This is a genomic window from Yersinia sp. FDAARGOS_228 (genome assembly GCF_002073315.2).
Classification (GTDB): domain Bacteria; phylum Pseudomonadota; class Gammaproteobacteria; order Enterobacterales; family Enterobacteriaceae; genus Yersinia; species Yersinia intermedia.
On record NZ_CP020409.2, the window covers coordinates 2,403,019 to 2,417,377 of the forward strand.

Sequence of the window (14,359 nt, forward strand, 5' to 3'; positions counted from 1 at the left end):
AACATTTAATCACTGCCGACAGTCTCATACTATTAAAGCACCTCCTTACCACATTTTACTTTACAAGTTGATTATACTAATTTCTTTACTTTAAAGATAATTTATAAGAATAATAAAATGTATAAATTAAATTATCGATATAAAAATCTATGTTTAAGCTAAATAAATGCTCAAATATACTTTCTTTAAAACCTTGTTATGATTGTGTCATCCTGATTTAGCCAAGGTGTCGTAGCCAACACCGGTTTATATCACCTTTTTTGTTCAGGGGAGCAACAGCATTAGCACCGCATACCGATATTCAGTAAAAATAGAGTTTTCTATGACCGTATGACCGAGGTAACCGACAGTGATTTTATCCTCTGCCGATAAACAACCGCGTTTTTAGGGGGGCAATATTTAATCGCTCGATTTAAATCAGTATGTACATATTAATAATAAATTAATTATCGTTATTTATATTTTATTTATCTGTATTAACGCTCCCTATTATGTAATAGCGGGGGGCATTTATCTGTGGTTAAAACAACCACGTTATATATCGGGTAACCGAAAATCAATATCACCATGAAGGAATTGTTCCATGCGTAAAACTATTTTCTCTCTGACTCCCGCCGCGTTGGTCTTACTGGCGGTAGCCGGGAATGCACAAGCAACCTCTAACGCCCAATTAACGGTTACCGCTAACGTTGTTGCGTCAACCTGTGATGTTTCTTTGTCGACCAATAATCTGGACCTGGGTAACTATGCAGCATCTGCATTTAGCGGTGTTGCCACCCCAATCCCTGCCAGCAAAAAGTCATTCACTGTGGGCTTGAACAACTGTGATGCGCCGGGTGCTGCGGGTGATAAAGCCTATTTGGTGGTGAGCGGGCCAGTTCTGGGGGGTAACCCGAACATGTTTAACTCTACCGGTACTAACACCGGCATCATGTTGAACCAGGTTGCGACACCAACCACCTATATCAACAATAATGAGAAGCTGTTGGTAGCGACTGCAGGCTCAACGCCAGCCGCAGGTGACTTTAATACCAAGACACTGAACCTGCAGGCCGGTCTGGCGTCAACCACCGCAACGGGTATCAGCATCGGTGCGGTTAGCGCGCCTATCCTGTTTGCCTTTGCCTATAACTGATTGTCCTGATGGCGGGTGGCTTCAGCCACCTGCCATTGTGACCTTTTTCCTTTTTACTCTGTAACGAAAGAATGACGCGCCTGACACTGTTTATTCCGATGATGATGGCGCTGCTGTTTTACCCACCCGACGTATTTACCCACAAGGCGCCGGTAGTCGTGCTGTCACCGTACGTAACACTTGCCTTACCGGGTGCAGGCGTCGTGTATTCAAACAGCTTCTGCCATGATTTTTTCTGATTTTGATGGACAGGTTCACGTCATGCACAACATAACAATAAAAAACAGGCGTAACAGGCCCATCGTGTCGTTCGTTATGGCCGGAGTCTGGCTGCTGGCCGGGGCATTCCCTGTCTGGGCGCGTGACTATTTTGACCCCCGTTTGTTGTCATTGGGCGGCGCGCAGTCGACCAGCACCGACTTGAGTGCATTTGAATCCGCCGGCCAGGTCGCAGAGGGCCATTATCTGGTCACATTGTGGATGAATCAGTCGGATCAGGGGCAGCACACCCTTAACTTTAAAAAGAATGCACAAGGTCAGGTGCAACCGGAACTGACGCCAGCGCTCCTCCATGAATTGGGGGTCAATACTGCGGCGTTGCCGGGGTTCAGCGCATTGCCACCGGACCAGCCGGTCAATGATTTGGCCGCCCTTATTCCTGATGCGCAGGTGCACTTTGACTTATCCCAATTGCGGCTGGACATCAGTGTGCCGCAGATTGCCATGCAGCAAAACGCCGCCGGTTATGTCGACCCCGCATTGTGGGACGACGGCGTGCCCGCGTTGCTGATGAACTATAGCCTGAATGGCAGCCGAAACTGGCAACGTGCGCGGGCTGGAATGGACAGCAGCGAACAGACCAATCTGTTTGCCAGTTTGCGTAACGGGCTGAACTGGCAGGCCTGGCGTTTGCGCAGTGACATGACCTATACCCGCAGCCAGAACAGTGGCACTGCGTCGACGAGCCAGCAAAACACCCGCTTTTCCAATACCTATTTACAGCGCGATATTCATGCCTTGCGCGCTGAGGTGCTGGCGGGGGAAAGCAGTACCGGCAATGAGGTGTTCGACAATATTCCGTTTCGCGGTATTAAGCTGAATTCCAGCGAAGAAATGCTGCCTAACAGCCTGCGGGGGTTTGCCCCGGAGATTTCCGGTATTGCGCAAAGTAATGCGCGGGTGACGGTCAGCCAGAACGGTAATGTGGTGTATCAAACCTATGTTGCACCGGGGCCGTTTCGCATTAATGACCTCTATCAGACCAGTCAGGGCGGGGATTTGACGGTCACTATCACTGAGGCTGACGGCACGGTGCGCAGCCAGACAATGGCATTCTCTTCTTTACCGGTGATGCAACGCCCCGGCGCCCTCAAATATGAGTTTACCACCGGGCGTTACGACGGCGGGATAACGCAAGGCTCGCGTGAGGCCACGTTTGCGCTGGGCACCTTTATTTATGGTTTGCCCTATGACATCACCCTGTACGGCGGTGGGCTGATGGCTGACGACTATCTCTCTTTTGTGGCGGGGTCGGGCCTGTCACTGGGGACTTTTGGCGCGCTTTCAGCCGATGTCACCACCTCCACAGCCCGATTGCAGGGGCAGGATGAACAGCAACAAGGCCGCTCTTATCGGCTGCGTTATGCCAAAAGCCTGTTGAGCACCGGCACCGCTGTGGATTTGGCGGCCTACCGGTATTCGACCCGCCACTATTACAGTTTCTCGGATTTCAACAATCTGGGATATGAACTCAATGACAGTCAGGTGCCCTGGGCCTTAGAGCGTCAGCGTTCCAATTTTCAGATGCGTGTCAGCCAGCAACTGGGGGACTGGGGGGCTTTGTATCTGTCGGCCTCCCGCAATGATTTTTGGGGCAATAACCAGGTGAATAACACGGTCTCAGCCGGTTACAACACCAGTTACCGGGGTGTCAGTCTCGGTGTGGCTTACAGCATTGACCGGATAAAAGGTGACGAAGGGTGGCCTGAAAATCGCCAGTTATCCATGAACATGCAGGTGCCGTTTAGCCTGTTTAGTTCATCCCCGGCGGTGAGCCGCCACTATGTTAACTATCAAATGACGCATAATAATCAGGGGCAGGTGCAGCAGCAGGTTGGGGTCAGCGGCAATGCGCTGGATGACCGTCTTTCTTACAGCGCGATGCAGAGCCAGTCAAATGGCAGCAGTGGTGACAATTCCACCCTGAATGCGGGCTATCAGGGCAGTAAAGGGATGGCAAACATGGGGTACAGCTACAGCAATCAGTTCCGTTCGCTGAACCTCAGCGGTAACGGCAGCCTGGTTGTCCACCCGGAAGGGGTGACGCTGGGGCAAATGCTGGGCAGTTCGGTGGCGATAGTGAGTGCGCCAGGCGCGGAGGGTGTCGAGGTGATGAACGGGAATGTGCGCACCGACAGCCGGGGTTATGCGGTGGTGCCGTATTTATCGAACTACCAGAACAACAATATCAGCCTGAACCCGGCCACGTTGCCGGATGATGTCGACATGGCGAAATCGAGCCTGAAGGTCTACCCGACCAAAGGGGCGGTGGTGATGGCGAAGTTTGATACGCGGGTGGGGTATCAGGCGCTGGTGACGTTGCGCCGGGGGGAAAGCAACATTCCGTTTGGGGCACTGGTGACGGTGGAAGGCGGTTCCGGGAGTGAAAACAACACCGGTATTGTTGGCGACGCCGGTCAGGTGTACCTGAGTGGGCTGCCGGAAAAGGGCCGACTGATGACGAAATGGGGCCAGGGTGCGGACCAGCAGTGCCGCGCAGTGTTTGATTTGGCGGACAGTGCAGCAAGCTCGGGGAGTAACCCTGTTCGCCAATTAACGGCGCGTTGTGACGTGAGTTAATCGCCTGGCATCCGGTAAACATGAATTTGTAGGAAAGAAAATATGAAAAGAATCAGTCAATACTTACGGCGCAAGGTATTTCATCCTTCCCTTGGCCTGTGCCTGCTGGCGCTGATGGGGCAGTCTGCCATGGCGGACACCATTACCATTGGTAAAGGCAGTGGTATTGTGTGGGAGGGGATGCCATTTAGTGTCTCAAATATCGTAACAGTACAATCGGCGAGCACTTCTTCCAGTCTATATTATGGGGTGGCTTCTTTTGTTAAAACGCCTCAGTCAGGAACTGGCTGTGCTATCGGGGCATTAACGACTATCGCGGGCTACCAGGCATATAAAATTGCTCCAGGCGTCGGGATTGTTCCCAGAGCGAATATCAGTGCAAATTATACGTTGGCGAACAATACGTCAGAGACACTCACGGGTACGATGGGTTTACCGGAAACACGGGCGGTGACCTCGAATGGGAGTATTATTACCAATCCACTGTCAACGGGCAGGCAATGGTGCGTGCCGCCAAGAATGAGTGCTGTTGATTATTTCTATAAGGCGGGTACGCCTATAAATGCGACTGCAGCAGGAACTGTGATTATTGTTGCCGATGGAACGCAGACCAGTCAGAATAATATCGCCCTTGATTTATGGTTTGAAACAATTACATATAACTCAATCGCAAATAAACAAGTTATTCCTGCAGGTACGGTATTACGTATTTCAACATTGGAATGTACGGTCAATACACCAGTCATGATTGATTTTGGCACTGTTGCTAAAAATCTCCAGAGCGGTGCTGAACTGAGCTCCTTGTCATACCCGTTTATAACCCAATGCTCACAGTCCTCGGCTCAGGTTAATGCCAACATTAATGTACAATTTAGGGCATTAACCAGCTTATATGGCGGTGTGGCAACCCGCCTGGCATTAAATGAAGGCGGTGGTTATATTACCGGTGAAATTAATAATGCGGTGACGGGCAGTGGGAGTTGCAATTCAACCAACGGGGTGCAATTTAATAGTACACCGCTAAAAATAGGCAGTATTACCAGTGCTCAGACGAGTCAGACAATCACCAATCAGGTGACGTGGCGCTTATGCTCGGGGGGCAGTTCACTGCCGACGGGGGCTGTAAGCGCGGCAGCCGAAATGCTGGTGACGTTTAACTGATTTAAGTATTAACGTCGTAGTAACCTTGGGCTATCACGTTAATTCTTTTCGCGAAAACAAGGATAAAAATCGCTGTTCAATCAGATAGTCTCGTTTTCCGATTCACTATCGATTATTGGAAAGGTTTAATCTAAATAATTATTACGACGATTAGACTTATTCGCTAATGGGATATTCTAGAGAGCATTTAGACGGTCATAGATATACCCTATGACCGAAGGGTTAAATTCTATGGGAGTTAACAGAGTAAAAGAATATGAAAGTATAATTCATACTGCAATCTGTGTGGCTATTGCCAAGAGCGTGATCTGGTTTTTGAAAATTACAGTTCCTTATTAGTGTGGGTCATATTTTTTGGCACTATATTATGGCATTTTTATAGTTATTATTATAATGAGGTGTAAAATGCAGGTGTTTATGGCTAAAGAGGCCGTAGAAATGGGAATTGTCATTGGAGTAAGGCTTAGGCATTGCGGTGAGGGTTGGATTATTGAAATAAGCTTATATGGGACCGATAATATTGAAATTATTGAACTCCAGCGGGGAGGTGCACGGATTTTTAAAACACTAGATGCTGCTATGAAAATGATAGATAGAATAGGCTATGTATCAGAAATTAAAATTGCGGCATGAAGATATATACGCTGTCATTGTGTTATGTATTGTGACGATCGATATTCAATATGGAAGTATTTTGGATTATCGATCACACAATGAAGCTCTTCCATTCTTGTGTTAATGCCACAAAATACTCTCATATTGTAGAGTCATTAAATTATGCGCATAATTTATAGTTGGAGTGCGTGATGGGAAAACGTGCTGTCGTCCTTTTTTGAGGCTGGTTACGCATTATAACAATTTGAGCGGCTACCCCTTCGCCAAATCTAAAGCCCAAGCTTATTGCAAGCTTGGGCTGTATGCTTTTTCAGATGGTGCATAGAGAGCCGATATTACTTGGCCTGCGCCTCGAGAGTAAATGTCTCTTGTATCGTGGCCGTCTCATGAACCATGACGGTTTCTGTGCGCGCTTTTGCCACGCCACGACAGCCTTCACCGTAGTGTTCACCTTCCCAACGCCCAACTAATGCTGCACCAACGGCGTTACTCATCACGTTAGTGGCAGAACGGCCCATATCAAGGAAGGGATCAACGCCCATCAGTAGAATCAACCCTGCTTCCGGGATATTGAACTGGCTCAATGTTGCGGCAATAACCACTAACGACGCACGCGGAACACCTGCCATGCCCTTTGAGGTTAACATCAGAATCAACAACATGGTGACTTGCTCACCCATGCTCAGATGGATATTACATGCCTGAGCAATAAATATGACCGCGAACGAACAATATGCCATGGAGCCTACAAGGTTAAAGGAATAACCAATCGGCAACACAAAGCTGGCAATTTTGTTGGACACGCCAAACTCTTCTAATTTCTCTAACGTGCCAGGGAAAGCGGCTTCAGAACTTGAGGTGGTAAAGGCTAACAGTGCGGGTTCGCTGATACCTTTAATTAAGCGCAATGTGCAGCGGCCAATCAGAAGGATTGAACAGCCAATCAAAATAAGCCACAGCAGGCCGAGGGTGAGATAGAACTCGCCCATAAAGATGCCAGCACTGACTAATACACTTAAGCCACGCTCAGAAATCATGGCTGAAATGGCAGCAAATACCGTCAGTGGGGCAAACAACATGACATAACCTGTGAGCTTCAGCATCAGGTGTGCTAACGAATCTAATACCGAAACGATAGGGGCAGCTTTTTCACCGATAGCGGACAGACTAATCCCCATAAATATTGAGAATACAACAATTTGCAGGATTTCATTACGTGCCATCGCATCCACAATACTGGTTGGGATAGCGTGTGAGATAAACACTTTAGCGGAGAATGGCACCGGTGCGATACCGTCAACAGCGCTGGCCGTTGCTGCCACGAAGTTAATCCCATCACCCGGTCTCAGCAGGTTAACAATTACCAACCCGAGTAGAATGGAAATGAATGCAGCGCAAATGAACAGGAACAGCGTTTTTGAGAAAACGCGCCCTAAGGTTTTGGCATCACCCATTTTTGCAATCCCAACGACTAATGTTGAGATGATCAACGGAGCAATGATCATTTTGATCAATCGCAGGAAAATGTCGGTGAAAATAGATATTTCAGATGAGTACGACTTGGCGAACTCAGGGCTGCTAAAGGAATTAATTAAAAACCCGACAATAATACCTATTATCAGACCCAATATGATCATTGTGGTCAAATTTTTTGATTTCATAAGGATTCCATTTATAAGTAGAGTGGTATCGTTGTTCTAAAATCATTTAATAACGGTACTGATGTTGTATTTGCCTCTATATTAATCACGGCGCAGGGAGAGACGAATAACGCAGCTCAGTGCACCGGATTATTTGGGTGTTTTTCTATTAATACAGCTAATGGAACTGATACGGCTGATAAAATGCTAAATAGTAAACTCGAGCTTCAATAATGGCGCATGTTGCTGAGCACCATAGACATCAGTATCGCCTACCGCGCCCGATACCAGGTTGCGCGGCATGACCACCTTGACAGCATTAGCGGGATCGAACCAAACGATACGATGGACAAATTTGGGTTCAATTTTATAGAGCTGCGCAATCAATTCTTTTTTAAATTGCCCTGACGCTTTAATGCTTGAATATATTTCCTTGTCTTTAAATAAAATATCCAGCACCAATTCATAAGGACCGGCATTTTTCGATCTGACGACGTGTGCCAAATCTAAAATTGATTTTTTCATGCTACCACTCCTTCGGTTGTTACATTTTCCAGGCGGAATTTAAATGCAACTTCTGGCGTGTATTCCATCAAATGATAAATGGAGAATTCATAGACCAGTCCTGCACGAATATCTGACGGAGAGAATGGGAAGGCCAAATTACCCGCAGTAGCTATTCGCCCGGCATAACCATAATGAAGCAGAGTAGAGCGGGCGAGTGAACATATACTATCGGCCATGGCTTGAGTCGGTGCGACAACATCCAGCAAAATACCCAATTCATATGAAGTGGTATCCGGCTCTGGCTCCATTTTACCCATGACACCGTTCTTACCGTACAGATGGAAATTGAGCTTCACCGCGTCAGGATCGATTTTCAGGTTTTTTTCGACACTGTTGCGCACTTCGACCAAAATATTATCGATACCGGCAATCATGATGGAATCACGGGTGCCAGCAATACTCAGGGTACGATAGCCTACTGGGCGCGCGCCTTCTAACTTCACGGTGTATGGCGTGTTTTCATGTACTGATCCGCTGACACGAACCTGTCCATTGCCGACATTTTCAAAGCGGCAGGCTTTCAGGTTCAACACGCCGCCGGGGCCGGGCAAGAAGTAAGGGTCTGACTTTTCATACAGGGTATGTGCTGCGGCCGAGGTTTCAGTAAATTGGCGTTTCTCGTTGAAGGTTTTTAAAGTGAAGCCAGTTTCGTCCAGAATACCCATTGCACAGTCAGAACCTGATCCCGGAGTTGCTGCAATAGCAGCACATTCCAAAATCTTGCCGCAATGCAACGCCAGACCTTCATCGAATCCTTTCATAATCGGTAACGCTGCAAAGCAGGCGGGATCATAAGCACGGCCACCTAACACCACTTGCGCGCCAGCTTGCAATGCTTCCTGAAAAGGCTCGATCCCCATTTGAGCAACGATATAGGTCGTGGCATCAATGGCTTCATGAGTCAGTTCTGGGACAAAATCCAGCGATTGAATCTTGCCAGCATCAAGGGCGGCATGGACCACCTCTTTACTGACGTCGGCAGGGATAACGGCCAGCGTAAAATTGAGAGATTCCTCTTTGGCAATCTCTAAAATTATCTGGCGGCACCACTCCAGATGCGGTGCAGCCCCTGAACCACCCGCAGTACCGATAACCACAGGAATACCATTCTTCACCCCTGCGGTAATCATATAGCGCAGATCGCGTTTTACCCCAGCGCGGTCGGTAAAAGGTTTACCGGCACCCAGATAGTGAGGGCCGGGATCAGAGGAACCCGCATCAACGGCGATTAAATCAGGCGACTCCTCCATCGCTTTCATAAAGCTCTCTTCCGGGAATCCGTACCCCAAGATGGCCGTTGGTGAGAGAATTTTAAAAGTCTTAGACATATCAGTTAGCCTTTGCATTAAGTTGCGCGATGGTGCGAGACATCTCGTTGAACACAATGTTCATCCCTTCATCAAAACCCATCCCTGGTTTGATTAGCATACGCATTGGACGGGAGGCGATAGCGACATGCACACAAGTGCGGGCGCTGATATCAGTTTCGTTACAGGTACCACCTTGGTACGCTTCCATCCCTTTTTTATTGCAGTAAAGAACCGCGTCCACGATGTTGTGAATACTGCCTAAATCAGGGGTTTTGATCTGCACCATGTGACAACTACCCGCATCAGTAAAATCGATGATGTCTTGATAGGTGTTACACCATTCATCGGCCACAATTTTGACTTTCGAACCGAGTTTTGCCAGATTGCGGGTAATTTCAGTTAACAGGCGGATTTGGTCTGGTTTATTGCCTGCATCAACCGGCCCTTCGATATACAGATCCAGATCGCCGGCTTGTTCTTGCAGACTGGCGATATACTCGGCGCACCGCATTGGGTCCATGTCAAAAATCAGGCCAATGGTGCCGTAAACATCGATATGCAGATTCGGTTTGTAGCTAGGGTCAACGCGCAGTTCAGCTACGCGTTTGGCTAACCAACTCACATAATCACGCAGTTTTTCGCCATTGCGGCCCAGTTTTTCATCAACGTTGTTGATAAGGCCGTGCGGCAGTACATCGACGCCTTTAACGATCATTTTATCCACGGCGATATAACGATCATCGCCACTTTGACCAAACAACGGAATAGGTTTGGCAACCAGCGGCAGGTGCCATTCGTCACACACTACCTCCGCTTTTAAACGCCCGGTGGCTAACGCAGTGGCATCCAGCAATGCCTGGGAAAGCCCATAACGAATGGCGGTATGTAGCTGTTTGCCATCAATGGTCACGTCATCAAAGAAACGGGCATTCAGGCGAAACTCACTGACATCGCGCCCTTCCAGTAGGGGTTTGATATGTTTTTCTAAGAAAGGAACGAAATTTGCTGCAATAAACAAAGGATCACGACCACCAGCGCCTGAGTATTGCACTGCGGCACAGTCACCCACTGCCACGGCCCCATTTTCTAAAATTAATTGGACATTGACGCATTCACCCGCCTGCCGAATGGCAGTAAATCCCTCAGTAACAGGCTTGCCTTGATAGATAAACCCATCCAATTTCGCGCCATTTTTGATGGCTTGTTGGTCATCGAAGTAGAAAGATGAGTAACCGGCGGTGAACAGAGCGTGTTTGATTTTCATTATGGTCTTCCTATTAATTTACTGTGGGATACAGCGTTAATGTCATCAATGATCATTTGGAATGAAGGTGCACGACCTTCTTCTTTAGCGCGTTCAGCAACAAAGTCATGATGGAGCGCTAGCACATCTTTAGGCAGTGGAACTGAACCCGGATCGAAGACACGAATGGCACCGTGGTTATCGCGGATGGGCATCATCTTGCCGGAGTTACAGGTGGCGGGTGCAAATGGCACATCAAGCACACCCGCTTCAAAGGCACGCACGGTACCTATCGCAATATCGCCCTGTCCCAATTCCAGCACTTTGTTCATAACGGCGCGAACTTCGCGCTTAATCAAATCGACCTCGCGGTCAACCTCCAGACAAGGTGGGAATTTTTGGTCGCGTACCATGTTCAGCATTTGGTTCGAGGCTCTTAGCCCTTGACCATTTGCCTCAGCGGTTGGGATCCCGTAGGCCTCATGTGGGCTTTTGGTAATAACTTTGGTAGCGCCTGCCATGCCCGCCACTGCGGCCCCCCAAGAGATAACCGCAAATGCGCGGGATTCATCTTCCGGGAACCCGCCCATCCATTGATGGAACACGGTACTCAACTCGTAATTGTCGTAGCCATTGGCGTGGAAATATTCATGGGCTAGCTCGCGTAACGATTGAATAGCCGCAATATCTTGCACAATGTTACCCACCTGGCCGTAGCCCACGGTGATAGACCGGACACCTTGTTCCAGCGCGAGTAACCCTTCAATAATCGCGACCGCATGGGACACAAACGGTGGGATTAAGGTGCCGGTCAATGGGCCAAATGGTTCGCGGTTGATACGAATGCCATGTTCTTCATACACCCCAATCAAGCGATCGCAGTATTGCCAGTCACGAATGGATTTCTCCAGCGTTACGCGTTTTGCATAAGGGATGTTGTAGGAGATACCGCCGCCTTCGTAACTGGTAAAGCCACTGGCCATCGCTATTTCGGCCAGCAGCCGTGCATCAGGTGTTCCGTGCCGGATCTGTAATGGTTTAGACAAGCTTTCAGTAATGCTGCGACAAGCTGTGACACCGTGGTTGACGACCGGTAAACCATTGAGTTTTGATGTCCCTGCTTCGATAGATTTTTGGATGCCGATGGCCGCATCTTCGTAACGATTAAGGCGGGTATAGGCATCAATCGTGGTGGGCAGGAGGTCGCAATCTTTTTGCAACGCTGTCAGCAGTGCGATATGTTCTTCGATTAATGCGACCCCAGCACGAGGTTGGCTCAACGTAATGCCTTGGCGGTCTGCTTCAAATAACGCCCTGGCAAAATTTTTCGACTCAGGAATTGTTTGCTGATACTTAACGCCATCTTCAAATTTCTCAACGTCTTTGCCGGTGTGCCACGTTTGTAAAACGTGAAAACGTTCTGACATAAAGTGATCTAAAGAAATCTTTTTGTTGCGAAGTTCCATCATGACTCCAGTTTTTACTTGTTCAAAATTCGAACGCCAGTTTGGGCGGCAGCTTTAGGAAAGCGACGGGCGACATTAGCCAACAGGGGAAGTAAACCTTGTGTATCTCTGTAATACTCAAACTTGCTGGGGAGCAGTACTTGCTTGCCCTCATCATCTAAATTGCGATATTTCAGCCAGTTATGAATATCGAATGATTCTGCCCGGGAGAGCCACCCGCCAGTGCCAATGACCTTTTTAACCAGGCTTAAGTCGCGGCCGACCTGTAGGTCAATGTTGCCTGCACAGGTACAAACCTGTGTTTTTTTGCCCGCATGACGTTCAGTGGCATATCCGACACAAATCCCAGCCAACAGTTGGTCGAAGACAATTTCTTCATCGCTACGGGGTAAATAGCCCGGATGCGCAGTGACATGGGTTAAATATCGATAAAAAGCATCAATTTGGTTTTGTTGATGTGAGAAGTAATGAGCAATCATCGGCATACCGGTTTCGCCAGCATTCATCGCTGAAACGCGCATCCCCAGGTCACCTTCTACGGTTCGTTTAATCAGCGGTTCTGGGATCCCGTGTATCACGGTATCGGGCAACATATGACTGTTATAGGAGGAATAAACATCGGTGGTAGCACCCCCCATATCTATCAACATGAACGTTTCCCAATCGGGCACGTATTGGCGAATTTGTTGTACCAGTTCGAAGACTGAATAGGGCGTAGGCAGAGGGTCTTCACCCGTTTGATCAACGATGACGTCTAAACCTTTCCCTCTAATAATCTTTTTGAGGAAAATATTACAAATAGCTTTACGTGCATCAAACGGATTAGGGCTGTCGAGATTAGGCAGCACGTTATTAACGATAGTTAAATCTTTATCACCGAGGATCTCCAACACGTCATCTTGCAGGTCACGATTTCCGGCATAAATAATGGAACACTTCAATTTAGATTGAGCCAATAGTTTTGCGTTCGACAGGCCATGAGAGTAGTCACCGCCGTCAGTACCACCGGTAAATAACAGGATATCCGGCGGTGATGCTTCTAAAGCCCGCACATCTGATTTATTCAGGTTATAGGCGAAGTGTTGTGACACTTTAGCCCCCGCAGAATGCGCGGTGACTTTGGCCGATTCGAGGGTGATATTGGGCACCAGCCCAATAGCAGCAACCGCTAATCCGCCTTTGGCCGATGAGGAATAATCAATATTGACCTGCCCTGACGCTAATAAAGGCCGTGCATCGGCAACATTTAGGATCTTATTCAATACCGAAAAAAATCCTTCAGCCAAATGGTGTGGCGTAGTAGGAGATAACGCATAATTCTTCACATCAATATGGTCATCATCTCCCACCTCGAACACTGCTCCTTTTGTCCAGGTGGAGCCGATATCGATAGAAACGGTGATCATTGCACGCCCCCAGCCGCTGCTTCTGATTGCATAGCATGTTCGATATCGCCTTTCATCAAAGAACAGACTAATTCCAGATCAGTGTCGGGTGCGAAGACGCGGTTGAATCCCATCTCTTTGAATTTTGACTCAATTTCTGAAAAGGCATGTTTACCAATAACCAAATTTCCGCCGACATACAGCAATATTTCGCCAATTCCGCGTTCAATGCAGTTCTCACGCATACCAATACAATCCACTTCACCGTGTCCATAGATAGAGGAGATGACAATGGCCTGAGCACCGGTTTCAATGGCAGCATCAATATATTCATCTTGACTCACCATCACTCCGAGATTGATGACGTTGAAGTTGTGCACTGTAAACACTCGGTCTAGCACCTTATTACCAACAGCATGGCAATCAGCACCAATGACGCCAATAACAATTGTTGGATTTTGCATGTTAAGTCCTCTATGTAGATTACGATCCGTATATTGGTTTTGTGAGTAGAGAGCCAAATTTATGCTTTTAGCTTTCTACGCGTAAATCAAGATTATTTATTTTATTCTTCAGGTATCGATGGCAATTCACTGGGAATTGGCTGGCTTATAATGTGCTTTTCTAACAAATCGAATACAATTGATTTATTGTCAGGACATCTTGAAAAAAATAAAAAAGTAAAATTAATTATTTAAAATACCCGGAGTTAATTTAATAAATCCTTTAAAGTCATGGTGTTAATTCTATTATTTATTAATTGTTACTATATGGTTATAATTATCATTAAAAATTAATGTGATTATTTAGAGTGAAAGTGTGATCCATTTAAAACTTATGACTTAATTCTGTTTATGTGACATTCATCATATTTAAATCTCTAGGAGTTAGCTTGGTTTATTGCTAATTACCCATATTTGATGGACTAATATAAAATATTTTATAGATGTGAGGGTTATAATGTTAAAAGTAATGATG

The 14,359-nt window shown here is 47.3% G+C and carries 11 protein-coding genes; 4 read left to right on the forward strand and 7 right to left on the reverse strand.

The window, feature by feature from the left end; translation table 11 throughout:
• Positions 1-583: 583 nt before the first annotated feature.
• The 4 genes from A6J67_RS11050 (at position 584) to A6J67_RS11065 (ending at position 5,788) form a co-directional block, all read left to right on the forward strand.
• Entirely contained in the window at positions 584-1,135 is a 552-nt protein-coding gene (locus tag A6J67_RS11050) for a fimbrial protein (protein ID WP_042568297.1), read from the forward strand.
• Between the two features lie 303 nt (positions 1,136-1,438).
• A complete protein-coding gene (locus A6J67_RS11055) occupies positions 1,439-3,994 on the forward strand; it encodes a fimbria/pilus outer membrane usher protein (RefSeq protein ID WP_226967896.1) in 2,556 nt (851 codons plus the stop codon).
• A gap of 42 nt (positions 3,995-4,036) precedes the next feature.
• Positions 4,037-5,155, forward strand: coding sequence for an adhesin (locus A6J67_RS11060; RefSeq protein WP_226967897.1), 1,119 nt, complete (start codon positions 4,037-4,039; stop codon positions 5,153-5,155).
• 417 nt (positions 5,156-5,572) lie between these two features.
• Positions 5,573-5,788, forward strand: coding sequence for a hypothetical protein (locus A6J67_RS11065; RefSeq protein WP_125461919.1), 216 nt, complete (start codon positions 5,573-5,575; stop codon positions 5,786-5,788).
• A gap of 317 nt (positions 5,789-6,105) precedes the next feature.
• Here the strand turns inward: A6J67_RS11065 and A6J67_RS11070 are convergent, their stop codons facing one another.
• From A6J67_RS11070 to glmS, 7 genes are all read right to left on the reverse strand, one after another.
• Entirely contained in the window at positions 6,106-7,431 is a 1,326-nt protein-coding gene (locus A6J67_RS11070; protein WP_080608167.1) for a dicarboxylate/amino acid:cation symporter, read from the reverse strand.
• 186 nt (positions 7,432-7,617) lie between these two features.
• Positions 7,618-7,935 (reverse strand): DUF4387 domain-containing protein, encoded by a 318-nt coding sequence (locus tag A6J67_RS11075; RefSeq protein WP_032907378.1) that lies wholly within the window; start codon positions 7,933-7,935, stop codon positions 7,618-7,620.
• Complete coding sequence (locus tag A6J67_RS11080; RefSeq protein ID WP_032907376.1) at positions 7,932-9,305, reverse strand: acyclic terpene utilization AtuA family protein; 1,374 nt, start codon at positions 9,303-9,305, stop codon at positions 7,932-7,934. The genes A6J67_RS11075 and A6J67_RS11080 overlap by 4 nt, the downstream gene beginning before the upstream one ends.
• A 1-nt stretch (position 9,306) precedes the next feature.
• Positions 9,307-10,551, reverse strand: a complete 1,245-nt coding sequence (locus A6J67_RS11085) for a methylaspartate ammonia-lyase (protein WP_032907374.1) — start codon at positions 10,549-10,551, stop codon at positions 9,307-9,309.
• Positions 10,551-11,996, reverse strand: a complete 1,446-nt coding sequence (locus tag A6J67_RS11090) for a methylaspartate mutase subunit E (RefSeq protein WP_032907373.1) — start codon at positions 11,994-11,996, stop codon at positions 10,551-10,553. The genes A6J67_RS11085 and A6J67_RS11090 overlap by 1 nt, the downstream gene beginning before the upstream one ends.
• 14 nt (positions 11,997-12,010) lie before the next feature.
• The gene (glmL, locus tag A6J67_RS11095) at positions 12,011-13,402 is read right to left on the reverse strand and encodes a methylaspartate mutase accessory protein GlmL (protein ID WP_032907371.1); all 1,392 of its coding nucleotides are present in this window, start codon (positions 13,400-13,402) and stop codon (positions 12,011-12,013) included.
• A complete protein-coding gene (gene glmS, locus A6J67_RS11100; RefSeq protein WP_005190158.1) occupies positions 13,399-13,845 on the reverse strand; it encodes a methylaspartate mutase subunit S in 447 nt (148 codons plus the stop codon). The genes glmL and glmS overlap by 4 nt, the downstream gene beginning before the upstream one ends.
• Between the last annotated feature and the right edge of the window lie 514 nt (positions 13,846-14,359).